19 protein-coding genes are annotated in these 21913 nt (G+C 71.3%); 14 read left to right on the top strand and 5 right to left on the bottom strand.

What is annotated here, in order from left to right; genetic code table 11:
* The first annotated feature begins 63 nt into the window (after window positions 1–63).
* From ACT3UF_RS01860 to proC, 4 genes are all read left to right on the top strand, one after another.
* Entirely contained in the window at window positions 64–963 is a 900-nt protein-coding gene (locus ACT3UF_RS01860) for a DeoR/GlpR family DNA-binding transcription regulator (RefSeq protein WP_442332285.1), read from the top strand.
* Window positions 964–1122: 159 nt separating this feature from the next.
* Window positions 1123–5784 (top strand): hypothetical protein, encoded by a 4662-nt coding sequence (locus ACT3UF_RS01855; protein WP_444502198.1) that lies wholly within the window; start codon window positions 1123–1125, stop codon window positions 5782–5784.
* Window positions 5781–6116 carry a hypothetical protein gene (locus tag ACT3UF_RS01850; RefSeq protein WP_441444422.1) on the top strand — a complete coding sequence of 112 codons (336 nt, stop codon included), beginning with the start codon at window positions 5781–5783 and terminating at the stop codon, window positions 6114–6116. The genes ACT3UF_RS01855 and ACT3UF_RS01850 overlap by 4 nt, the downstream gene beginning before the upstream one ends.
* A 100-nt stretch (window positions 6117–6216) precedes the next feature.
* A complete protein-coding gene (gene proC / locus ACT3UF_RS01845; RefSeq protein WP_441444423.1) occupies window positions 6217–7071 on the top strand; it encodes a pyrroline-5-carboxylate reductase in 855 nt (284 codons plus the stop codon).
* Between the two features lie 50 nt (window positions 7072–7121).
* Here proC and ACT3UF_RS01840 read toward each other — a convergent pair whose 3' ends face one another.
* Together ACT3UF_RS01840 and ACT3UF_RS01835 are read right to left on the bottom strand one after the other, a co-directional pair.
* Complete coding sequence (locus ACT3UF_RS01840) at window positions 7122–7787, bottom strand: potassium channel family protein (protein ID WP_441444424.1); 666 nt, start codon at window positions 7785–7787, stop codon at window positions 7122–7124.
* Between the two features lie 86 nt (window positions 7788–7873).
* Complete coding sequence (locus ACT3UF_RS01835) at window positions 7874–9289, bottom strand: TrkH family potassium uptake protein (RefSeq protein ID WP_441444425.1); 1416 nt, start codon at window positions 9287–9289, stop codon at window positions 7874–7876.
* Window positions 9290–9462: 173 nt separating this feature from the next.
* On the opposite strand from ACT3UF_RS01835, the gene ACT3UF_RS01830 reads away from it, so the two are divergent.
* Window positions 9463–10740 (top strand): acetoin utilization protein AcuC, encoded by a 1278-nt coding sequence (locus ACT3UF_RS01830; RefSeq protein ID WP_441444426.1) that lies wholly within the window; start codon window positions 9463–9465, stop codon window positions 10738–10740.
* On the opposite strand, the gene ACT3UF_RS01825 is transcribed toward ACT3UF_RS01830, so the two are convergent.
* Window positions 10700–11296 (bottom strand): hypothetical protein, encoded by a 597-nt coding sequence (locus ACT3UF_RS01825; protein ID WP_442332288.1) that lies wholly within the window; start codon window positions 11294–11296, stop codon window positions 10700–10702. The genes ACT3UF_RS01830 and ACT3UF_RS01825 overlap by 41 nt on opposite strands.
* Window positions 11297–11354: 58 nt before the next feature.
* Between ACT3UF_RS01825 and ACT3UF_RS01820 the strand changes: the two genes are divergently transcribed.
* The 3 genes from ACT3UF_RS01820 to ACT3UF_RS01810 all read left to right on the top strand — a co-directional run bounded on the left by ACT3UF_RS01820 (window position 11355) and on the right by ACT3UF_RS01810 (window position 15048).
* Entirely contained in the window at window positions 11355–13109 is a 1755-nt protein-coding gene (locus tag ACT3UF_RS01820; protein ID WP_442332289.1) for a dynamin family protein, read from the top strand.
* Entirely contained in the window at window positions 13106–14806 is a 1701-nt protein-coding gene (locus ACT3UF_RS01815; protein WP_441444429.1) for a GTPase family protein, read from the top strand. The genes ACT3UF_RS01820 and ACT3UF_RS01815 overlap by 4 nt, the downstream gene beginning before the upstream one ends.
* A 143-nt stretch (window positions 14807–14949) precedes the next feature.
* On the top strand, window positions 14950–15048 hold the full coding sequence (locus ACT3UF_RS01810) for a 30S ribosomal protein bS22 (RefSeq protein ID WP_019174583.1): 99 nt from the start codon (window positions 14950–14952) through the stop codon (window positions 15046–15048).
* A 159-nt stretch (window positions 15049–15207) separates the two neighbouring features.
* On the opposite strand, the gene ACT3UF_RS01805 is transcribed toward ACT3UF_RS01810, so the two are convergent.
* Window positions 15208–15513: a glutaredoxin family protein gene (locus tag ACT3UF_RS01805; protein ID WP_441444430.1), complete on the bottom strand. Its 306-nt coding sequence runs from the start codon at window positions 15511–15513 to the stop codon at window positions 15208–15210.
* A gap of 157 nt (window positions 15514–15670) precedes the next feature.
* Window positions 15671–16201, bottom strand: coding sequence for a YceI family protein (locus tag ACT3UF_RS01800; protein WP_441444431.1), 531 nt, complete (start codon window positions 16199–16201; stop codon window positions 15671–15673).
* A gap of 125 nt (window positions 16202–16326) precedes the next feature.
* On the opposite strand from ACT3UF_RS01800, the gene ACT3UF_RS01795 reads away from it, so the two are divergent.
* The 6 genes from ACT3UF_RS01795 to ccsB are packed head-to-tail and all read left to right on the top strand — an operon-like array spanning window position 16327 to window position 21889.
* Window positions 16327–16935, top strand: coding sequence for a MarR family winged helix-turn-helix transcriptional regulator (locus ACT3UF_RS01795; protein WP_442332291.1), 609 nt, complete (start codon window positions 16327–16329; stop codon window positions 16933–16935).
* Window positions 16936–16952: 17 nt separating this feature from the next.
* Window positions 16953–17600 carry a histidine phosphatase family protein gene (locus tag ACT3UF_RS01790; protein ID WP_441444433.1) on the top strand — a complete coding sequence of 216 codons (648 nt, stop codon included), beginning with the start codon at window positions 16953–16955 and terminating at the stop codon, window positions 17598–17600.
* Entirely contained in the window at window positions 17597–18211 is a 615-nt protein-coding gene (locus tag ACT3UF_RS01785; protein WP_441444434.1) for a TlpA family protein disulfide reductase, read from the top strand. Before ACT3UF_RS01790 ends, ACT3UF_RS01785 begins: the two co-directional genes overlap by 4 nt.
* Window positions 18208–19014, top strand: a complete 807-nt coding sequence (locus tag ACT3UF_RS01780; protein ID WP_442332292.1) for a cytochrome c biogenesis CcdA family protein — start codon at window positions 18208–18210, stop codon at window positions 19012–19014. The genes ACT3UF_RS01785 and ACT3UF_RS01780 overlap by 4 nt, the downstream gene beginning before the upstream one ends.
* Window positions 19014–20789, top strand: a complete 1776-nt coding sequence (gene resB / locus ACT3UF_RS01775) for a cytochrome c biogenesis protein ResB (RefSeq protein ID WP_442332293.1) — start codon at window positions 19014–19016, stop codon at window positions 20787–20789. The genes ACT3UF_RS01780 and resB overlap by 1 nt, the downstream gene beginning before the upstream one ends.
* On the top strand, window positions 20786–21889 hold the full coding sequence (ccsB, locus tag ACT3UF_RS01770) for a c-type cytochrome biogenesis protein CcsB (RefSeq protein WP_442332294.1): 1104 nt from the start codon (window positions 20786–20788) through the stop codon (window positions 21887–21889). Before resB ends, ccsB begins: the two co-directional genes overlap by 4 nt.
* Window positions 21890–21913 lie beyond the last annotated feature (24 nt).

Below are 21913 nucleotides of genomic sequence, written 5' to 3'. Positions count from 1 at the left end.
CGGAACTGGCATGTTATGCACGGATTCCCGGCCAGTCGGCGACGAACGCGCAATACTGGCTGCGTGACTCTGCGCAATTCTGAACACGACAAGAGGGCCGACGACAAGCGGGCCGAACAGAAGAGGGCCGGTGAGAAGGGTGCGCAGCGTGGGGACGAGGCTCGCACCCCGCCCGCGGACCGCAGCGCCCGCTGGGACCATGTCCTCACCCTGCTGGCATCGACCAAGCGGCTGAGCGTCGCCGCAGTGGCCGCGGAGCTCGGGGTGAGCGAGTCGACCGTGCGCCGCGACTTCATGGAGATGGAGCGCGCACAGCTCGCCCGGCGCACTCACGGCGGGATCGTCGCGGTCGACGTCGCCTACTCGCTGGCGACCGTCCCCCGCAGCGCCGACGAGGGCGCTGCCCAGCGCGAGCGCGTCGCCGACAGGGCGGCGGCGATGGTCGAGCCCGGACAGATCATCGGCTTCAACGGCGGTCGCACCACCACCTCGACCGCGCGCCGTGCGGTGTCGCGGCCGGACATCGACTCGCGGGACGGGAAGCCGGGCCTCACTGTCGTCTGTGCGGCGCTGAACATCGCCACCGAGGCGGTCCTGCGGCCCTCCGTGCGCACGGTGGTGCTCGGCGGCGTCGCCGAGCCGTACTCCTTCGAGCTGACCGGCCCGCTCGCCACTGCCACCATGCGCGATCTGTGGCTCGACACCATGTTCGTCGGCACCGTGGGCATCGATCTCAATGCGGGCCTGACCTGCAACTCCGATGCCGAGGCGGGGGTCACCCGGATCATGATCGGTCATGCCCGCCGGGTGGTGGGCCTGGCCACGGCCGACAAGATCGGGCACCGCGCACTGGCCGGCATCTGCCCGGTCTCGGTGCTCACCGACCTGGTGATCGCCGGGCCTGTCCCGGAGGCGCTGCGCGACCATCTCGCGGAGGCTTCGGTGCGCCTGCACGAGGTGTGAGAGGGGCGATGCGAGAGGGGCGAGCCGTGCCGGCGGGTGTGGGTGCGGAGCGTGGGTGCAGTAAAGGCTCCGGGTCTCGTGCGATGTGAGCAGGCCGGGCAGCGGTTCTGCGGCACGCCTGCACCCTCGTGCGCCCCGGCCCCGGTAGCGTGAGCGACCATGTGGAGTTTCCTGCGCGGGAAGAAGCGGTCAGAGCGATCGGACGAGGACACGACCCCTCGTGACGATGCCCTCTCGGCCATGGCCCGTGAGCGCCGAGGCGCCTCGCGCGCACACCCCGACAGCTCGGAAAGCTCGGACAGGACCGGTCCGGGCTCTGCCGCTGCCCCCGAGGACAGCGACGCGGCACCGGGAGAGACCGGCGGCTACGAAGTGGTGGTCGACCGCCACCTCGACGAGGTCGGCGCCGGCATCGCTCCCGAGCAGGACGAGGACGATCTTCCCGTCACCCCGCGGGAGCACCGTCCGCTCAGCCGCGAGGATCGGGTCGCGGACGCCCTGGATCGCTGGACCCAGCAGCTCACCGGCGGGGTCGCCGCCCCTTCCTTCCTCACCCAGATCCGCGCTGGCGGGGTGGTGCTGGACCTGACCCATTCGCACCCCTCGGGCCTTGCCCAGCTGCTCGCCGGCCGCGGCCCCACCCGGCTGTCCTCCCTGGTGCGCGAGGTGGGGGCGCTGGCCGATGCCCGCGCCCACGCCCGCTCCATCCGGGAGATCGCCGAGCGGCACGCGGAGGAGGTGGGTCTGACCACCTGCCATCTCGGCATCGGCGAGGCGATCTGGTACCCGGAGGACGGCTCCGCGCCCATCCATGCCCCGGTGCTGGTGCGACCGATCACCCTGCGGCTGCGCGGCAATGCCCGCGAGGACGTCGACCTCGAGGTCGACACCACCGCCGACCTGAACCCCGTGCTGCTGCGCTCGCTGCGCGAGGCCGGCGTCGCCGTCGACGCCCGGGCCCTGCTGGCCACCACCGACAGCACCCACGGCTTCGACCCCACCCCGGTGCTCGACGCCTTCCGTTCCCTGGGTCAGCCGCTGCCCGGCTTCCGCGTGGTGCACGCCCTGGTGGTCGGAAACCTGATGGACGCGACCGGCTCGGTCGCCGATGATCTCGCCGCCGACCGTCCCGACTGGGCCTCCTCCCCGCTGGTCGCGGCCCTCGCCGGCGACCCGGAGGCGCAGGCCGTGGTGCGCGCGGAGGACTCTGCCGCCGCCGTTCCCGAGGTGCCGGAAGCAGAGCTGGTCGCCGCCGTCGACCCCGGTCACCGCGATGTGCTCGCCCGGGTCCTCGCGGGGCAGGACCTCGCTGTCGTCACCCCGCCCGGCACCACCAGCCTCGACCTGGTGGTCGACCTCGCCGAGGAGCTCAACGCCCGCGGACGTTCCGTGCTGATCGTCTCCCAGCGTCGCCGAAATCTGGCACAGCTGATCGAGATCGCGCAGCGGCGAGGGCTCGAGGAGCTCGTCTTCGACCTCTCCCCGGATCCCTCCCTGCAGCGCAACGCCTCTGCGTCGCTGCTGCGGAGCCTGCGACGTGCCGGATCCCACGGGCTGGGTCCCGACGACGGGATCCCGGAGGAGCTCGGCGCCAGCCGAGACATCCTGGTGGGCCACGTCGAGGCGATGCACCGGGTGCAGCAGCCCTGGGACGCCTCCGCGCACGACGCCATCTCCGCGCTCGCCGCTCTGACCAGGCTGAACCCGGCTCCCCGCACCCAGGTGCGACTGCGCGCGGATGTCGCCGCGCAGATGATCGGCGAACAGCGCGACCGCTACGCCGCAGTGCTGCGGGAGGCCGCCGAGGTCGGAGTGCTCACCACCGGACCGGAGCTGACCAGCTGGTACGGAGCCCCCATCAGCAGTGACACCCAGGCCGCGCGCGCCGAGGAGCTCGTGGACCAGCTGCGTGAGGAGATCCTGCCTCAGCTGCGTCGGACCTGCGCCCGCGCCGGCGGCGAGCTCGGACTCACCGAGCCGACCACCCTCGCCCAGCTGGACGAGCGTCTCGCTCTGCTGGATCGGGTGCGCATCCTGCTGGGCACCTTCCAACCAGCGGTGTTCTCCGCGCCGCTCGCGGACCTCGTCGCGGCCACCGCGGACAAGCGCTGGCGCGAGGACCACGGGGTCACGATGGGCTTCGGCCTGCGTCGGCGCCTGCGTCGGGAGGCCACCACCCTGCAGCGCCCCGCCGCGCTCTCCCCGGATCTCCACCAGGATCTGGGAGAGGCGAGGAAGATCGCGGAGAGCTGGCGCCGAGCCGCGATCGAGCCGGCGCCGGACGATGCCAGAGACTCCGGGAACTCCGGCAACTCCGGGAACTCCGGGAACAGAGCAGAGCCGTCCCGTCCTGCGCTGCCGGACGATCTCGAGGCGGTCCGCCGCGCTGCAGCCCGGTCCGAGAAGGCCCTGGACGAGCTGTCCGTGCTGCTGCACGGGACCCCCGCCGGCGCCGATCTCACCCGCACCGACCTCGACGAGCTCGAGCAGCGGATCGATGCCCTCGCCGCCGACCGCTCGGACCTCGAGACCCTCCCGCGCCGCACCGAGCTGCTGCGCCGCCTCAGCTTCGACGGACTCGGCGAGCTGGTCGAGGACCTCCGCCTGCGCCGGGTGCCCGCCGAGCAGGTCGGCGCGGAGCTCGAACTGAGCTGGTGGCGCAGCGTGCTCGAGCTGATCGCCGGAGCGGAGCCCACCATCTCGCAGTACGACGGGACCTCGCTGTCCCAGGTCGCCGAGCGCTTCCGCCGCCTGGATGCGGGATACCTCGCCGACGCCGCCGCCCGGGTGCACGCCGCGGCCGACGAGAATCGCGTGGAGACCATGAAGTCCTACCCGGACACCTCCCGCTCCGCGATCGCGGAGCTCGCCCGCTCCTCGACCGTCTCCATCCGGGACCTGGCCGCGAAATACGAGGACATCCTCTTCGCCGCCCGTCCGGCCTGGCTCGCCTCGCCGTACCTGGTCCCGCAGGTGATCCCACGCGGCCGCCACTTCGACGTGGTGATCGTGTCCGACGGCGGCCGGCTGCCCACCGCCGCCGCTCTGCCCTCGATCGTCCGGGCCGAGCAGACCGTGGTGGTCGGCGATCCCCTCGAGTACGGCGGGGACTCCGCACCCAGCTTGCTCGATGACATGCTGCGCATCGCCCCGCACGTCGAGATCCTGCGCGATCCCCACCCCGCCACCGATGGGCTGCGCGGCTTCGCGCAGCGCCGAGCGCTGGTCGGTGAGGTGGTCGCGGTGCCCAGCCCGGTCGCTCCCGAGCAGGACCGGCTCGTGATGGTCGAGAACGGGCGCGGCCCGGTCACCGAGGGCATGGAGTACGTCGAGAGCACCGAGGCCGAGCTGCGACGGGTCACCGATCTGGTGATCGAGCACGCTCGCAGCCGCCCCGAGCGTTCGCTCGCGGTGCTCACCTTCACCGAGGACCATGCCCGTCGGCTGATGGAGCGGATCATGAACACCGTCTCCGTGATCCCTGCGCTGCGCGACTATTTCGATCCTGCGGCCAAAGAGGTCTTCACCGTCCTGCCTGCCGATCAGGCCACCGCGGTGGTGCGTGACGACATCATCGTCTCCGTCGGCTTCGGGAAGACCCCGCACAGCAGGCTGCTGCACCGCTTCGGGCCGCTCTCCGAGGCCGGTGGCCGCAAGGCACTGGCCACGGTGATCACGCGCGCCCGGGGCCGGACCACCGTGGTCTCCTCGATCGGGGTCCAGGATCTCGAGCATGCCCGCCTGCGCTCCGACGGCGCCCGCGACCTGCGGGCCATGCTGTGGGTGCTGCAGGGCGGGCCGGACGTCCCCGTCGTCCCGCATGTCGCCTCCCTCACCGGCAGCGAAGAGGAGATCGTCCCGCCTGCCCCGCAGGAGCCACGGCTCTCCCCGGCGGTGCCGATCCAGCAGCGGACCCCGGCCGCTGCCCCGCCCGCCGACGAGAAGTCTGCGCCGGCGGAGCTGTCGGACGAGGACATGGACGCCGCGATCGAAGCGGCGCTGAGCCGCAAGTCCGCCCAGTCGCCGCAGAGCGCCGCGCCGCTCGACGCCTCCGTGAACGAGAACGAGAGCGAGCGCGAGTTCGTGGGTGCTGAGCCCACGGCGGACGACCAGACGGGCACCGAGCAGGCAGCTTCAGAGACAGCTGCCGGATCCGGCGCCGAGCCTGCAGAGCCCGCCGAGCCTGCTGAGCCCACTCCTGAGCCCCGTGCCCCCCGGGAGCTCGAGACCGACGCTCTGGTGCAGGACCTCGCAGATCGGCTGTTCCGGCTCGGCCTGCTGGTCGAACGTGACTTCGGACTCTCCGCCGACCGGATCGAGCTCGCACTGGGCCATCCGGAGATGCCGGGCCGCCTGCTGCTGGCCGTGGACACCGACGGCTCCCATTACGTCGATACCCCCAGCCAGCGCGAACGCGACCGGCTGCGCGCCGAACGGCTCGAGGCCGCCGGCTGGGCGACCGAACGGGTCTGGTCCTGGGCGCTGTTCATCGACCCCGACGGCGAAGCCGAGCGAATCCGACGCGCCGTGGACCGGGCACTGCGCCTGGTCCAGGCCGAGGAGCGCTCCGACTCACCCTCGGGCGTGGGCACCATCCGCCATCGTCTCCCTCGACCGCAGATCCCTGCCGGCCATCAGCTGTCCTTCTACTCGAGCGACGATTTCGATGCGGTGGTGGAATACATCTGCTCCGACGGCAGGGCTCGCCTCGAGGAGCACCTGGCCACCGAAGTGCGCAGCTTCCTCGGCTTCGAGCAGCGTTCGGTGCTGCTGGACGTCTCCGTCTCCAGCGCCATCCGCCGCTACCAGGAGCGCCAGTGAGCACCGACGCAGCAGACGGGCCGGCAGGGCGTGGAGCTGCTGACCGCGCAGCAGCTGACGGCGGAGCTGCTGACCGCGCGGCGAGCAGCGGACGACCGGCCGACGAGCGCGCGGCACGCCCCGCGCGCCGGGTGGTCATCTCCTCGGTGACCGGCAAGCCGATCCCGTGGGACGAGCCCGCCTCTCCGTCGCCGGCGGGCCGCGCCCCCCAGGAGCGCCGACCGATCCTCCCCGATCGCGTCGACGAGGACGCTCCGGAACCCGGGGTCGACGAGTCCAACGATGCTCGCATCGCCGGGGACGTGCCCCCGCACTGGGGCCGCGGCCGCTGAACGGGCCCTCCCGCTCATGAACGAGCCATCCGCTCATGAACGAGCCATCCCGCTCAGCGCACGGGCTGTCCCTGAGCCCGGCCCGCACTACGCTGGGGATATGAACGACACCGACTCCACCGTCCCCACCGCCGACGGCGTCGACCTCGCCGCTGTTCAGGTCGCCGTGATCGGCGCCGGCAACATGGGTGGGCCGGTAGCCCGGACGATGCTCGACGCCGGGGTGCGGCCCGACCAGCTGCGGATCGCCAACACCAGCGCGGACAGCAGCCGCCGCGCCGCCGAAGAGCTCGGCGCCACCGCCGCCGATTCCCGTGAGGACGCGCTCGCGCAAGCCGATGTCGTGGTGCTCGGAGTCAAGCCGTACCAGATCCTCGACCTGGCCGGCGAGCTGCGGGAGCAGCTCCCCGCCGGAGCGGTCGTGATCTCCCTGGCCGCCGGGATCACCCTCGCCCAGCTCGAGGGGGCCCTTCCCGAGGGCAGCGCCGTGGTGCGGGCGATGCCCAACACCCCGATCTCGGTCGGGGAGGGCGCGGTGGGCCTGATGCGCGGCAGCGCCGTGACCGACGAGCAGCATCGGCTGGTCCATGCGCTGTTCTCCCGCGCAGGAGTCGCCGTGGACATCACCGAGGACCAGGTCCACGCCTTCATCGGCGCCGCCGGATCGCTCTCCGCCTTCGTCTTCGCGATCATCGAGGCGATGACCGACGAGGCCGTGCGGTTGGGTCTGAAGCGCGACCTGGCCGCGACGCTGATCCAGCAGACGGTGCGAGGCGCGGCGACCATGCTCACCGAGCACGGCATCCATCCCGCAGTCGCGAAGAACGGCGTCTCCAGCCCGGGCGGCACCACCGTCGAGGGTCTCGCCGCGCTCGAGCGCGCCGGGATGCGGGCCGGGGTCGCCGCCGCGATGGCCGCCGCTGCCGAGAAGTCCCGGGAGATGACCCAGGACTGATCCGGTCGGCCAGTGCCCAGGCCTGATCCGGTCGCCCAGCCCAGCCGCCCTCAGGCGCGGTGGGAGAACTTCTCGATCAGCCCGGTGCGCCCAGAGACGATCAGGAGGTCATGCGCGGCGACCATGGTCTCGGGCACCGCATAGGTGAAGTCCTTGCCCGGTGACTTCACCCCCACCACGGTCACGCCGTGACGCTTGCGGATATCTGATTCGGCGAGCGTCATGCCCTGCACCTCGTGCGGGGGACGCATCTTCACGATCGCGAAGTCATCGTCGAACTCGATGAAGTCCATCAGCCGGCCGTTGACCAGGTGCGCGACCCGCTTGCCGGCGTCGGCCTCCGGATAGACCACATGGTGCGCGCCGATGCGCTGGAGGATCCTGCCATGCGCGGCGGAGATCGCCTTCGCCCAGATCACGGGCTTGCCGAGGTCCACCAGGTTCGCGGCGATCAGCACGCTGGCCTCGATGGTGGTGCCCACCCCCACCACGGCGATCGAGAAGTCACCGGCACCCACCTGCTCGAGCACCTCGGGCTGGGTGGCGTCGGCCCGCACCACGTGCGTGAGCTGCCCGGAGTACTTCTGGACCAGCCCCTCGTCGGTGTCGATCGCGAGCACCTCGGTGCCCAGCTTCTCGAGTGTCAGGGCGATCGAGGCGCCGAAGCGTCCGAGCCCGATGACCAGGACTCCCTCGTCGCGCGTGCTGCGTGGCATGTCTGCTCCTCAGGGACGGGCCCGCGGGGATCCCGCGAGCTGAGCGGGCACAGTCTAGAGCCTCGGCCGCCAGGCCAGGCCGGGGGTCAGCCGACGATCGGGCGCTCGTAGGGGAGCTGGATCATCCGCACCCGGGAGCGGACCGCGAGCGCGGCCCCGAGGGTCATCGGCCCCAGACGCCCGACGTACATGCACAGGATCAGCACCCATTTCGCCTCCTCGGGCAGGGAGGTGGTGATCCCGGTGGACAGCCCCACGGTGCCGAAGGCGGACAGTGCCTCGAACAGAGTCTGGTCCAGCGTGTACGGGGTCATCCGCAGCAGCAGGAAGGTTGCCAGGAACACCACGGAGGCGCTCATGACCAGCACCCCGATGGCCTGGCGGATCGTATCCCGGGGGATCCGGCGGTGGAAGACCTCCACATCCGGGTTGCCTCGGACCTCCGCCCAGATCGCGAGCATCAGCAGTGCGAAGGTGGTGACGCGGATGCCGCCGGCGGTGGAGCCGGAGCCGCCGCCGATGAACATCAGCAGGTCGGTCAGCAGGCGGGATTCGGCGGTCAGCTGGCCCACGTCGATCGTGGAGAACCCGCCGGAGCGCGGCATCACCGCCGCGAACGCCGCACCGAGCAGCTTCGTGCCCAGCGGGCGGTCACCGAGGGTCGCGGGATTGGACCATTCGAGGCCCAGATAGCCGAGGAAGGAGAGGAGCAGCAGCAGTGCGGTGGTGGTCAGCGTGAGCTTCGCGTGCACGCTCCATTTCCGGGGCGTGCGCAGCTTCCGCACCACCACCAGGATCACGGGGAAGCCCAGCGAGCCCACCAGCACCGCCAGGCCGATGGGAATGGTGAAGAAGGGGTCGCCGACGTACTGCGCGGTCCCCGCTGCCTCGGGCACGAAACCGGCGTTGTTGAAGGCGCTGATCGCGTAGAACAGGCCCAGGAACAGTGACTCCCGGATCCCGTGCTCGGTGATGAACATGTAGGGGGTCAGTGCCACGAAGGTCGCGACCTCGAAGGTGGTCGAGGTGATGAGGATGACCTTCAGCACCCCGCCGACCTCGGCGAGCCGCTCGGCCCGGGTCTCCTGGGCGGTGATCACGCGCTGGGCGAGGCCCAGGCGGTGCATCACCGACAGGCTCAGCAGCGAGGCGACGGTCATCAGCCCCAGGCCGCCGAGCTTGATCGCGATCATGATCACGGTGAGGCCGAAGGTGGACCAGTGGGTGCCGGTCTCGACCGTGTACAGCCCGGTCACGCAGATCGCGGAGACCGCGGTGAACAGCGCGTCGGTGAAGCTGGTGCGCACCCCCTCCAGGGTCGCTGCAGGCAGCGACAGGAGTGCGGTGAACGCCCCGATCAAGCCCGTGAACACGGCCAGCGCGATCCGTGCCGGGGTGGCGCGGGTGAGGGAATGCATCGCGATGCGCCACTCGGGTGGACGCCTCTGGGCACCGAGCGGCCGGGTGCGCTGCAGGCGTGCGCGTCTTCCGGGTGTGCTCATGCTGCTCCTCGCTCCACGACCGTGACCGGCGGTCGCGGTCCGCGGCAGTCTACGACCGTTGCCCCGGCGCGCTCCCATGCGCTGATGCCCGTGCGGGACGTCCATGCGACGGCCGGGCAGGCGGGGGACCGGTGGGCGGGCACGAACCCGTCACCCTGGGTACGCTTCGATCCATGCTCGATGCTGCGCTGCCCTCCCTCCCCGTCGACCCGGTCGATGATGCCGATGCGCCGGCCCCCACCGGGATCGTGTGGGACGACGCGCTGTGCGAGTACGACTTCGGACCCTTCCACCCGATGGCCCCGATCCGGCTCACGCTCACCCGGGAGCTCGCCCGCGGTGCCGGGCTGCTGGGCCGCCCCGGGGTGGTGACCCTCCCGGCACCGGTGGCGAGCGATGAACAGCTCGCCCGAGTCCATGACCCCGACTACATCGCGGCGGTCAAGCAGGCCTCACGGCCGATGGAGGAGATGACGGCGGAGGAGCTCGACGAGCTGATCCGCTTCGGACTCGGCGGTGATGATGTCCCGCCCTTCCCCGGCATGCACATCGCCTCCGCCCGGATCGCCGGTGGGTCGATCGCCGCGATCGATGCGATCCTCTCGGGCCGGGTGCGGCGCGCCGTGAACTTCGCCGGAGGGCTGCATCACGCCAAGCCGGCCACCGCCTCGGGCTTCTGCGTCTACAACGACGCCGCACTCGCCATCCGCCACGCCCTGGACACGGGGGAGGAGCGCGTGATGTACGTCGACGTCGACGTCCATCACGGTGACGGCGTGGAGCGCGCGATGTGGGACGAGCCCCGCGCGATCACCCTCTCCGTCCACGAGACCGGGGAACGGCTGTTCCCCGGCACCGGCTTCGTGCAGGACACCGGCGGGGCAGGGGCCGCAGGCACCGCGATCAACGTGCCGCTGCCCTCGCGCACCACGGCCGACGGGTGGGTGCGCGCGATCCGCGCCACCGTCCCCGCCCTGGTCCGCGCAGTGAAGCCGACGCTGCTGGTCACCCAGCACGGAGCCGACACCCACCGGCTGGACCCGCTGGCGGATCTCACGGTCTCCCTCGAGGCACAGCGCGAGGTGATGCTGCTGATGCGAGAGCTGGCCGATGAGGTCTGCGGCGGGCGCTGGCTCGCCCTCGGCGGAGGCGGGTATGCGGTGATCGACGTGGTGCCGCGCTCCTGGGCGCACCTGATCGCGATCGCGACCGGCGAGGCGATCGAGGCCACCGCCCCGCTGCCGGCCCAGTACATCGCCGCTGCCGATGCGGCGCGTACCGCCCATGGGCTCTCCCCGGAGCCGGGGCTGATCACCTTCGGGGACGGGCGACCCCTGGCCGTACGGGACTGGGAGCACGGATTCGATCCCGAGAACGGCCTCGACCGAGCGGTCCAGGCGGCGCGGCGGGTCAGCTTCCCCGAATGGGGCCTGGATCCGTTCCTGGACTGATCTCTTCTCGCACGCTCCCCGGCTGTGGGCTCCCCGGCGGTGGGCTCCCTGGCTGTGAGTGCCCAGCTCGCGAGCGCCTCACCCTCGCGACCAGACGCGAGAGCAGCAGGACCAGCAGGCAGAGCAGCAGGAGGGCCGGCGACGCGAAGGCCCAGCCGTGCAGGCCGTCGAAGATCACTGCGCCACACGCCGCTGCGGCGATCGCGACGCCCAGGACCACCTCGAGGGCGATGCCGCGCCCTCCACCGGCTCCGCGCCCGTCACCGAGTCCGCGGCTGCCGTCGGCTCCGCGGCGACCGCTGCGTTCGCCGGGGCCGCCGGGGCCGCCGGTCAGTCGCGCCAGGGCGATGACCAGCGCGAGCACCGTGGATCCCAGGCACAGCAGCGGGAACGGATTCCCGTACCCCAGGATGATCGGCGCGAACCAGCGGAACTCGACGACATGGACCGAATCGACCGTCGGACCGAGCCATTCCGTCCGCCACGTGGGCAGCACCATCACCGTCAGCGCGGCCAGGATCAGCACCGGGGGAAATGCTCTGAACGCCGTCGTCATGGCGCGAGCCTGCCACAATGACGCCGTCACCACTCGTGCACAGACCTCAGGGGGATCCATGACGAACCGGACCACCGCCGTGCTCGACGCCTTCGCCGAGCATCTGCGTGTCCTCGAGCTCCCGCTGCCTGTCGAGGGTGTCGAGATCGCCCGCGCCGAGACCGGTGCCGCCCGCTCCCAGCTCGGCGACCATGTGATCCCGCGCCTGAAGTCGCTCGACGCCCCGTTGCTGGTGGTCATCGGCGGTTCGACCGGTGCCGGCAAGTCCACCCTGGTCAATGCGCTGGTGGGCCATCCGGTCACTCGGTCCGGCGCGATCCGTCCCACCACTCGTCGGCCGGTGCTGCTGCACCATCCGCTGGATGAGCCCTGGTTCACCGGCGCCCGCATCCTGCCCGGCCTCGCCCGGGTCCATGCGGGTCAGCGGCGTGATCCCGAGGCGCCGGGCACCGGCGACACCACCGGCGACATCGATCCTGCGACCTCCCTCGAGCTGCGTGGGGAGGAGCGGGTGCCGCAGGGCCTCGCACTGCTGGACGCGCCGGACATCGACTCCGTCGCGGTCGGCAACCGTGAGCTCGCCCGGCAGCTGCTGCGGGCTGCGGATCTGTGGCTGTTCGTCACCACCGCCAACCGCTACGCCGACGCCGTGCCATGGGACGTGCTGCGGACCGCCGCCGAGCGCGATGTCACCGTCGACGTGGTGATGAACCGGATCCCTCCGCGCGAGGGCGTCTCCGAGGAGCTCGCCGAGGACCTCCGCGGCATGCTCGAGCGCAACGGCATCGACGTGGACCGCCTGTTCCTGGTCCCCGAGACCGACATCGACGAGGACGGCATGCTGCCGCCCGCAGTGATCGCCGAGCTGCATGAGCACCTCAGCACCCTCGCGGCCGACGGCGAGGCCCGCAGCCGCATCGCCCGCCGCACCCTCGCCGGCGCACTCGATGGCCTGGCCGGCTCCGCGCGGACGATCGCCGAGCACGCCGCCGTGCAGGACGCCGAGCGCCAGCAGCTGCGCGAGCAGGCGATCGCCGCCTTCTCCGGAGCGCGCGAACGGATCGACGACGCCCTCGGGGACGGCTCGCTGCTGCGCGGCGAGGTGCTCGCCCGCTGGCAGGATGTGGTGGGCACCGGGGAGTTCTTCCGCGGCGTGGAGTCCCTGGTGACCAGGGCCCGGGACCGGATCGGCCAGATGCTCAGCGGGAAGCCCGCCCCGGCCGTCGCCGCCGAGCAGGCGCTGGGGACCGGCCTGGTGCACGTGGTCATCGACGAGACCGCCCGCGGCGCAGAACGGGCCGAGAACGCCTGGCGCTCCTCCGCCGCGGGGCGACACCTCACCGAGGGACAGGACCTCTCCCGCCTCCCCGACGGCTACAGCGAGGAGGTCTCGAGCGCGATCCGGGCCTGGCAGGGAGACGTGCTCGAACTGGTCCGCTCCGAGGGCGCCGACCGCCGGACCAAGGCCCGCATGCTCTCGCTCGGCGTCAACGTCGTCGGCGTCGCGCTGATGGTCGTCGTCTTCGCCTCGACCGCCTTCATCCCCACCGGCCTCGAGGTCGGGGCGGGGGCCGCCACCGCGGTCGTCGGCCAGAAGCTGCTGGAGACGATCTTCGGCGACGACGCCGTGCGCCGCATGGCCGCGATCGCCCGCGAGCGCCTCACCTCCCGGCTGGACGCACTGGTCGCCGAACGCTCCGGACCCTTCCTCGACCGTCTCGACGCCCTCGGCGAGGTCGGCACCGGCGAGCTGCTGGGCGCCGACGCCGATGCCCTCACCCAGCTCGCCCGCGACATCCGGGAGGACGCATGAGCCCGCTGCTGAGCCGCTCCGCGAAGGGCCCCGCCCCGCTCGCAGAACGGATCGACGCCCTGGAGAGCGCCCTCGAGGCGCTCGACGGCGTCGCCGCTGACGGACCGCTCGAGAGCGTGACGGAGCTGCTGGACCGCGTCGACCGGCGCCGCGCGCTCTCCGCCGAACACACCGTGATCGGGCTCTTCGGGGCCACCGGCTCCGGAAAGTCATCGCTGGTCAATGCGCTGGTCGGGGTCGATGTCTCCCGCGCCGCGGTGCGCCGGCCGACCACCGCGAAGCCGGTCGCCGCCGTGCTCGGCGCCCCCGGCAGCGATGCGCTGCTGGACTGGCTCGAGGTCGAGGACCGCCACCATCTCGACGGGACCGACGCCGCCCTCGCCACCTCCGCCGTCCAGGCGCCCTCGGGCCGCCGCGCCCGGCGGGAGCAGGCCTCTGGGCCTTCGGGTGCTCCCGGCATCGTGCTGCTGGACCTGCCTGACCTCGATTCGGTCGAGAGCGCCAACCGTGCCGTCGCCGAACGGATGACGGGCCTGGTCGACGTGCTGGTGTGGGTCACCGACCCGCAGAAGTACGCCGACGCCGTCCTCCACCAGGAGTTCGTGCGCCCCTTTGCCGGCCACGACGCCGTCACCGTGCTGGTGCTCAACCAGATCGACCGGATCCGCGAAAGTGAGCGGGAGGCCGTGATCGCCTCCCTCGCCTCCCTCGCCCGGACCGATGGGCTCGAGCAGGCCCCCGTGTTCGCCACCTCTGCGAGCACCGGGGAGGGCGTCGACGAGCTGCGCGAGCATCTGCTGCAGATCGCCCGCAGCCGCGAGGCCATCGCCTCCCGGCACCGGGCCGACGTGCGCGGCGCCGCCGAGACACTGCAGGACGCCGCCGACCCCACCGGGCTGCCGGCGGCCGCGACCCCGGCCGAGATCGATGACCTGGTCGAGGATCTCGCCACCGCAGCCCGGGTCGAGCCGGTGGCGCGCGCCGTCGGCGCCTCCTACCGTTACCGAGCGGCGGGGAAGGTGGGCTGGCCCCCGCTGCGCTGGCTGCGCGCTGCGCGGCCCGATCCGCTGCGCCGCCTCGGCATCGGCCGGGCACGCGACGGCGAAGGGCTCGAGCGCACGTCCCTGCCCGAACCGGACGCCGCAGCCCGAGCCCGCGCCGCCGGTGGGGTTCGTCGCTTCGCCGATGCCGCCTCCGTCGGCGGCAGCGATCCCTGGCGCGCCGCCGTACGGGCAGCGGCCCGCTCCCATGAGGAGGAGCTGCCCGATGCCCTCGACCAGGCGGTCGCCGGCGCCGATCTGCGCGCGACGACGACCTCCTGGTGGTGGCCGGTGCTCGATGTGCTCCAGTGGCTGGCGCTGCTCACCTGGGTGGTGGGCCTGGGCTGGCTCGGGCTGAACGCGCTGCTGGCATTCCTCGGGGTTCCGCCGCCGCCGATGCCGATGGTCGAGGAGCTCTGGATCCCGATCCCGCTGCCCACCGTGCTGGTGGTGCTCGGGATCGCGGCAGGAATCCTGATCGGCGTGGCCGGGGGAGTGGTCGCTGCGCTCACCGGTTCCTGGCACCGCCGCCGGGCGCGACGAGTGCTCACGGCCCGTGTCAGGGAGGTCGCGCACGACCTCGTCGTCGACGAGGTCGAGGCCGAGCTGACGCTCGCGGCGACGGCTGCGAGGGATCTCGCACTCGCCCACGGCTGAGGATGCAGGGTGGTTGTGTAGAATTACTGGTCGACCGTGGCGTCGGGCCCGCACGAGGCAGCTCCCCGTGCAGTCTCCGCGGGCCGCGCATACCTGATCCGCTGCATCACCGCAGGCACTGACCTGCAGAACTGAGGTTCCCTATGGGTTCAGTCGTCAAGAAGCGACGCAAGCGCATGTCCAAGAAGAAGCACCGCAAGCTGCTTCGCAAGACCCGTCACCAGCGTCGTAACAAGAAGTGATCGCCGCACGGTGATCTCTGCGTGACGCACATCGGCCCCCGCCATCAGGCGGGGGCCGACGCATGTCACGGGGCATTCATCACGCGGCGTTCAGGCGCGGCCGGAGAGACGCTCGGGCGCGGCCAGCGGGAGGTTCGGGCGCGGCCGGACGGCCAATGCTCAGGCGCGGCCGGTGAGGCGGCGCCACCAGGGGCGCTTGGCGAGTGCTGCGCGGAGCTGCCCGGCATCGACCCGGTACTTCGCGTGGACCTTGCCGTCCACGATGATGACCGGCACGTCGTAGTCCCAGTCCTCGCGCAGCTGATCATCGGCATCGATGTCGCGTACTTCCACGGTGGAGCCGACCCGGTCCGCCTCGGCCCGCACCACCGGCAGGGCCTCTTCGCAGAGGTGGCAGCCCTCTCGGGTGAGGTACAGGACGCGAGCGTCCGGATCGGTGGGTGAGGGGATGCGCGGTGCGGTCATGGGCGAACCCTATCGAGGCGGGGCGGGCGGCGATGCGCCGGGGGTCGGCGGTGATGCGGGGCCGACGAGCTGGTGCGGGAACGACGACGGGCCGCCCGCGCAGTGCGGACGGCCCGTCGGACTCATACGGCGCAGCGCGCCGGGGGAGCGGGGAGGCTCAGGCGGCGGCCGGAGCGGTGAACTCGGCCTCGATGAGGATCTTGACGTTGTCGCCGACCATCACGCCACCGGCTTCGAGTGCCGCGTTCCAGGTCAGCCCGAACTCCTTGCGGGAGATGGTGGTCTCACCGGTGAAGCCCGCGCGGTAGATGCCGAAGGGGTCGGTGGCTGCACCCTCGTAGGTGAAGTCCAGCTCGACCGGCTTGGTGATGTCGCGGATGGTGAGGTCACCGATCAGCTTGTCGCCCTCGACCTTGGTGGAGGTGAAGGTGATCTCCGGGAACTTCTCGGCGTCGAAGAAATCGCCGCTGCGCAGGTGAGCGTCCCGATCCGGCTGAGCGGTGTTGATCGAGGCGGTCTTCAGCGCGGTGGAGAAGGAGAGGTTCTCGCCGCCCTGGCCGACCTCGAGGGAGCCCTCGAGGTCATGGAACTGGCCACGAGCCTTGGAGATGCCGGCGTGACGCACGGTGAACGCAGCGGAGGTGTGGGCGGGGTCGAGGGTCCAGGTGCCGGGGGTCAGGTCCGTCATGAGAGGTCTCCTTGGAGTTGAATGGACAGTGGCGGTCTGGAAGCGATCACCACGAGCTTGCTTGAAATATAAACTAATCTGGGGGAGGATGGCAAGCATCGGATCCCAGGAAAGAGGAGAACGTGATGGACGACACGATAACGCCCGGCGAGGGTCGAGGCTCGACCCCGGGGGAGCTGTGGCTGACTCCGCAGGAGCAGACGGCATGGCGCACCTACCTCTACGCGACGACCCTGCTGAACGACCGCTTCAGCGAGGCGCTCCAGGCGGATGCCGAGATCGACCTGACCCTCGGTGAATATGAGATCCTGGTGCGTCTGTCCGAGGCGGAGAAGAAGTTCCTGCGGATGTCCGAGCTGGCGGACAAGGTCGTCCACTCCCGCTCCCGCCTGACCCACACGATCACCCGCATGGAGAAGCGGGGGCTCGTGGAGCGGGTTCGCTGCACGGATGACGGACGCGGCCGGCAGGCCCAGCTGACCGCAGCCGGAGAGCAGATGCTCGAGCGCGCCGCCCCCACGCATGTGCGCTCCGTGCGCGAGCACCTGCTCGATGTGATCGGCCACGACGATCTGCTCGAGCTGGGCCGGATCCTCGGCAAGACGCTCGACGAGGACGCCCCCGTGGCCGTCGGATGTCCGGCACCTCACGAGACGGCCTCCGCTCCCCGCCGATCCGGAGGTTCGGTTGGTACCGTGAAGCGGCTCGGGCCTGAGCCCGCAGCGCGACAGTGAAAGAGGACTCCCCGCCCATGACCACCACCACGGTCCACCTCGTCCGCCACGGCGAGGTGCACAACCCCGAGCGCATCCTGTACGGCCGCCTGCCCGGGTACCGGCTCAGCGATCGTGGTGAGCAGATGGCAGGCCTGGTCGGCCAGCATCTCGCTGAGGCGGATATCGCGGTGGTCCGCTCCTCCCCGCTGCTGCGCGCGCAGCAGACCGCCGCCCCGATCGCCAGCCCGCACGGCCTCGAGATCACCACCGACCAGCGGCTCATCGAGTCCGGCAACCACTTCGAGGGCCACCGGATGGGCCATGGTGAGGCCAAGCTGAGCGATCCGCGCAACTGGCGCTGGTTCCTGAACCCCTTCCGCCCCTCCTGGGGCGAGCCCTACCGTGCGCAGGTGGCACGGGTGGTCTCGGCGGTGCACGACGCGCGCGCCGCGGCCGAAGGCCGTGAGGCCGTGCTCGTGCTCCACCAGCTCCCGATCTGGGTGACGCGCCGCAGCGCCGAGGGCAAGCCTCTCTTCCATGATCCGCGCCGCCGCCAGTGCGGGCTGTGCTCGGTCACCAGCCTCCGCTTCGTGGGCCCGCACCTCGCGGACGTGGGCTACGCCGAACCCGCTGCCGCGCTGTACGCCGGGGCGGTCGACGCCACCGGAGGCAAGCTCACGTGAGCATCAGGACCTCATCCTCGCGCACCCTGCGCCTGACCCGGCGCGGCCTGCTGGGAGCGGCTGGCGGCGCCTCCGCCGCGCTGCTGCTCGCCGCCTGCGGGACCGACACCGGCGAACGCTATGCCTCCGGGGATTCCGGATATGTCTCCGGCGACGGCGTGGCCACCGAGATCCCGCCGGCGGACCGCGCCGAGCCGCTCGAGTTCTCCGGCACCTCCTACGACGGTGAGCAGATCACGGCCGCTGACCGGCGGGGCGAGGTGCTGGTGCTGAACGTCTGGTACGCCTCCTGCCCGCCCTGCCGCAAGGAGGCTCCTGACCTCCAGGCGATCCACGAGGAGTACGCGGAGCAGGGCGTGTCCTTCCTGGGGGTCAACGTGCGCGATGCCGCCGGCCCGGCGCAGGCCTTCGAGGAGCGCTACGGGATCACCTACTCCTCACTGCCCGATCCGGACGCCGAGATCATGTTCTCGCTGCGAGGCCAGGTCGCACCCAATGCGGTGCCCTCCACCCTGGTGATCGACCGCGAGGGTCGGGTCGCCGCACGCATCTCCGGCGCCGCGGACCCCTCGGTGCTGCGCGCGATGATCGATGTGGTGGTCGCCGAATGATCGTCGCCGAGGTCGGGGCCGCCTTCCAGGCCACCGCGCTGTCCGGCTCGCTGCTGCTGGCCGTGGCCGTGGCCGCTGCCGCGGGCCTGGTCGCCTTCCTCTCTCCCTGCGTGCTGCCGGTGGTGCCCGGATACCTCGGCTACGTCTCGGGGCTCGCCGGGCAGAGCGCGGTGGGACCGGGCACGGGCGCCGGCGCGAAGCGCGCCCGACCCCGCACCGGGCGCTTGCTCGCCGGCAGCGCACTGTTCGTCGCCGGCTTCGCCATCGTCTTCATGGTGCTCGGCGGATTCGCCGGCGCGCTGGGCTACCTGCTCCAGGCGTACAGCGTGTGGATCAACCGCGTCGCTGGCGCGATCGTGATCCTCATGGGTCTGCTGTTCATGGGGGTGTTCCCCGGCCTGTCCGCCACCCGGCCCGTCTCCTCGAAGCGACCCGATGCGGGACTGCTCGGTGCTCCGCTGATGGGACTGATCTTCGGGCTCAGCTGGACACCCTGCATCGGACCCACCTACGCGGCCATCGTCGCCCTCTCCCTCGACGGCGGAGGCGAAGGTGCTGCGCTGCGCGGCGCCGTGCTGGCACTGGCCTACTCGCTGGGCCTGGGCATCCCCTTCATCGTCTTCGCGCTGCTCTTCGAGCGGGCACTGGGCCTGAGCAAGAAGCTCGCCGCCCACCGGCGCACCATCGGCCTGCTCTCCGGGGCGCTGCTGATCGCGATCGGGGTGCTGCTGATGACCGGCGTGTGGTCGACCTGGATGAGCGGGCTGCAGGGCCTGATCGCGACCTTCGAGCCGGTGGTGTGATGAACGAGAAGACGCCCGGGAACAACCCTGGCACCGACGCTCCGGACACTCCTGCTCCGGACACTGCCGCTCGCGGGGCGAGCGGCTCCTGGAGCAGCAAGCCCGAGATCGACGGCACCGCGCCGGTCACCGTGCCCGGCCTGGGCCTGCGCGGCACGCTGCTGTTCCTCTGGCGCCAGCTGACCAGCATGCAGACCGCGCTGATCCTGCTGATGCTGCTGGCGGTCGCCGCGGTGCCCGGCTCGCTCTACCCGCAGCGCAGCGTGAACCCGGCACTGACGGATCAGTTCCTCGAGGAGAACGGCAAGTGGGGGGAGTTCCTCGACGCGCTGGGCTTCTTCGAGGTCTTCTCCTCGCCGTGGTTCTCCGCGATCTACCTGCTGCTGTTCATCTCGCTGATCGGCTGCATCGTGCCGCGCGTCGGCGTGCACCTGCGGCAGCTGCGCTCGAAGCCGCCGCGGACCCCCTCGCGGCTGAATCGGTTCGTCGGCCATACCCGGGTCGAGCTGCCCGGTGCCGATGCTGACACCCTGCTGCAGCAGGCGCAGCATGCGCTGCGCCGCTCGCGCTATCGCACCGAGGTGCGGGAGGAGACCGCCTCCCGCTCAGTAAGCGCCGAGCGGGGCCTGCTGCGGGAGACCGGCAACCTGGCCTTCCACATCGCCCTGGTCGGGGTGCTGGTCTGCATCGCCGGTGGGCAGATGACCAGCTACCGGGGCCAGATCACGGTGATCGAGGGCACCGGGTTCTCGAACTCGCTGACACAGTACGACTCCTTCGAGTCCGGGGCCTGGTTCGACGAGCGGGACATGCCGGCCTTCCGCCTCACCCTCGAGGACTTCCGCGCCACCTACGTTCAGCCCGGGGAGTCCGGCAACGTCGGCGAGCCCCGCTCCTTCGAAGCCGACGTCGCCGTGACCACCCCCGGGGACCCCGAGCGCTCGCAGACCGTGCAGGTCAACAAGCCGCTGCACATCGACGGCGCCTCGATGTACCTGCTGGGCAACGGCTACGCCCCCGAGGTCACCGTCACCGACCCCGAGGGCACCGTGGTCGCCGAGGGCCCGATCATCACCGTTCCCATGGGCGATGTCGGCTACACCTCACAGCTCGTGATCAAGGCCCCGGATGCTCGGCCCGAACAGACCGCCGTGGTCGGATACTTCCTGCCCACCGGCACCATCGACGAGCAGGGCCCCCATTCGCTGTACCCGGATTCCCTGGACCCACAGCTCGCGCTGACCGTCCACCAGGGCGATCTGGGCCTCGACTCCGGGATCCCGCAGAACGCCTACGAGGTGGACGTCACCACCCTCACCCCAGTGGCGGGGGAGGACGGCACCCCGGTGCTGATCCGCCTCTACCCCGGCCAGGAGTTCGAGCTGCCCGACGGCACCACCGTCAGCTTCGACGGGCTGCGGCGCTATGCAGCGTTCGATGTCGCCCACAACCCCTTCGAGCGCTGGGTGCTGATCAGCGCGCTGACCGCCGTGGGCGGGCTGATCCTGTCGCTGTTCATCCCACGCCGCCGCCTCTGGGTGCGGGTGCGCACCACCGCGGACGGCGCAGTGCTCGAGGTGGCCGGCCTCGCCCGCAGTGACGACCCCGCCCTGGCGGATGACGTGCAGGCTCTGGCCTCCACCCTCGCGACGTCGCCGGATAAGGCGCAGTATGAGGCACAGGACAAAGAGCAGGGTGGACCGCGGAGCGACTCTCGCCCCCTCGACCGCCGCTCGAACCCCACGGACGATTCCCCTGAAGGAAGTGCACAGTGATCAATGAGCAGCTGGCGGAGATCTCGAACCTCGCCCTGGTGGTGACGATCGTTCTCTACGTGCTCGCCCTGATCGGCTTCGGCGCCGATCTGGCATCGACCTCGCAGCGCCGCGGCGATGAGCGCCTCGCCGCGCTCGAGCGGAAAGAGAACGCCCGTGCCCTGCAGGCCGCGGCTGTGGGCGCGGAGGGTGGAGCGCTTGCCGCGGAGGGCAGTGCGGTCGCCGCGGGCAGCGGCGTCGGAGGCGAGAGCCGAGCCGGCACCGAGGGCGGCGCCCTCGGCGAGGGGTCGCGCGACACCTCCGGCACCATGAGCGCGCAGAAGTTCGCTTTCCTCCTCGCCGGTGCGGCGACGCTGCTGCACGTGGTGGGGGTGGCGACCCGTGCGGCCGCCACCCAGCGGGTGCCGTGGGCGAATATGTACGAGTTCGCCACCACCAGCACCGCCCTGGTGATGGTCGCGTTCCTGGTGTTCAGCATCAAGCGCACGGAGCTGCGGGTGCTGGGCACCTTCGTGGTCAGCCCGGTGCTGCTGGTGCTGCTGCTCGCGCAGACCTTCTGGATCGTGCCGGCCACGGCACTCACCCCCAGCTTGCAGAACTCCCACTGGATCTACATCCACATCGGCGTCGCGATCCTCGCCACCGCGCTGTCCATCCTCGGTGCGGTGATCGCCACCATGCAGCTGCTCCAGGCCCGCCACGAACGCGCCCTGGTGGAGAAGGTGAGCGCCGGTGAGGAGCATCCGGAGCATTGGGACCGGTTCGGTCACGTGCTGGACCGCCTGCCCTCCTCGACGGTGCTGGAGGCCCTGAGCTTCCGCATCCACTCAGTGGCCTTCGTGTGCTGGACCTTCACCCTGATCTTCGGGGCGATCTGGGCCCGCGAGGCCTGGGGCCGCTTCTGGGGCTGGGACCCCAAGGAGGTGTGGACCTTCATCATCTGGGTGATCTACGCGGCCTACCTGCACGCACGGGCAACCGGTGGCTTCCGCGGCAGCCGGGCCGCCGGTTTCGCCCTGGCCGGATTCGTGGCCGTGGTCTTCAACTACACCATCGTCAACACGGTGATCAACGGACTGCACTCCTACTCGGGGATCTGAGCCTCAAGGCTCTGAGCCCCGGCG

The organism is Brachybacterium sp. AOP24-D1-21 (assembly GCF_052378665.1).
Taxonomy (GTDB): Bacteria; Actinomycetota; Actinomycetes; order Actinomycetales; family Dermabacteraceae; genus Brachybacterium.
The sequence above is the reverse complement of the archived record's forward strand: the minus strand, read 5'-3'. Positions and strand labels throughout refer to the sequence as shown.

What these genes read in the sequence shown, in the direction of transcription:
- ACT3UF_RS01805 (WP_441444430.1), bottom strand. Translation starts at nt 15,513, where the DNA reads ATGACCGCACCGCGCATCCCCTCACCCACCGATCCGGACGCTCGCGTC.
- proC (WP_441444423.1), top strand. Translation starts at nt 6,217, where the DNA reads ATGAACGACACCGACTCCACCGTCCCCACCGCCGACGGCGTCGACCTC.
- ACT3UF_RS01820 (WP_442332289.1), top strand. Translation starts at nt 11,355, where the DNA reads ATGACGAACCGGACCACCGCCGTGCTCGACGCCTTCGCCGAGCATCTG.
- ACT3UF_RS01840 (WP_441444424.1), bottom strand. Translation starts at nt 7,787, where the DNA reads ATGCCACGCAGCACGCGCGACGAGGGAGTCCTGGTCATCGGGCTCGGA.
- ACT3UF_RS01855 (WP_444502198.1), top strand. Translation starts at nt 1,123, where the DNA reads ATGTGGAGTTTCCTGCGCGGGAAGAAGCGGTCAGAGCGATCGGACGAG.
- ACT3UF_RS01815 (WP_441444429.1), top strand. Translation starts at nt 13,106, where the DNA reads ATGAGCCCGCTGCTGAGCCGCTCCGCGAAGGGCCCCGCCCCGCTCGCA.
- ACT3UF_RS01780 (WP_442332292.1), top strand. Translation starts at nt 18,208, where the DNA reads ATGATCGTCGCCGAGGTCGGGGCCGCCTTCCAGGCCACCGCGCTGTCC.
- ACT3UF_RS01800 (WP_441444431.1), bottom strand. Translation starts at nt 16,201, where the DNA reads ATGACGGACCTGACCCCCGGCACCTGGACCCTCGACCCCGCCCACACC.
- ACT3UF_RS01825 (WP_442332288.1), bottom strand. Translation starts at nt 11,296, where the DNA reads ATGACGACGGCGTTCAGAGCATTTCCCCCGGTGCTGATCCTGGCCGCG.
- ACT3UF_RS01835 (WP_441444425.1), bottom strand. Translation starts at nt 9,289, where the DNA reads ATGAGCACACCCGGAAGACGCGCACGCCTGCAGCGCACCCGGCCGCTC.
- resB (WP_442332293.1), top strand. Translation starts at nt 19,014, where the DNA reads ATGAACGAGAAGACGCCCGGGAACAACCCTGGCACCGACGCTCCGGAC.
- ACT3UF_RS01790 (WP_441444433.1), top strand. Translation starts at nt 16,953, where the DNA reads ATGACCACCACCACGGTCCACCTCGTCCGCCACGGCGAGGTGCACAAC.
- ACT3UF_RS01810 (WP_019174583.1), top strand. Translation starts at nt 14,950, where the DNA reads ATGGGTTCAGTCGTCAAGAAGCGACGCAAGCGCATGTCCAAGAAGAAG.
- ACT3UF_RS01795 (WP_442332291.1), top strand. Translation starts at nt 16,327, where the DNA reads ATGGACGACACGATAACGCCCGGCGAGGGTCGAGGCTCGACCCCGGGG.
- ACT3UF_RS01830 (WP_441444426.1), top strand. Translation starts at nt 9,463, where the DNA reads ATGCTCGATGCTGCGCTGCCCTCCCTCCCCGTCGACCCGGTCGATGAT.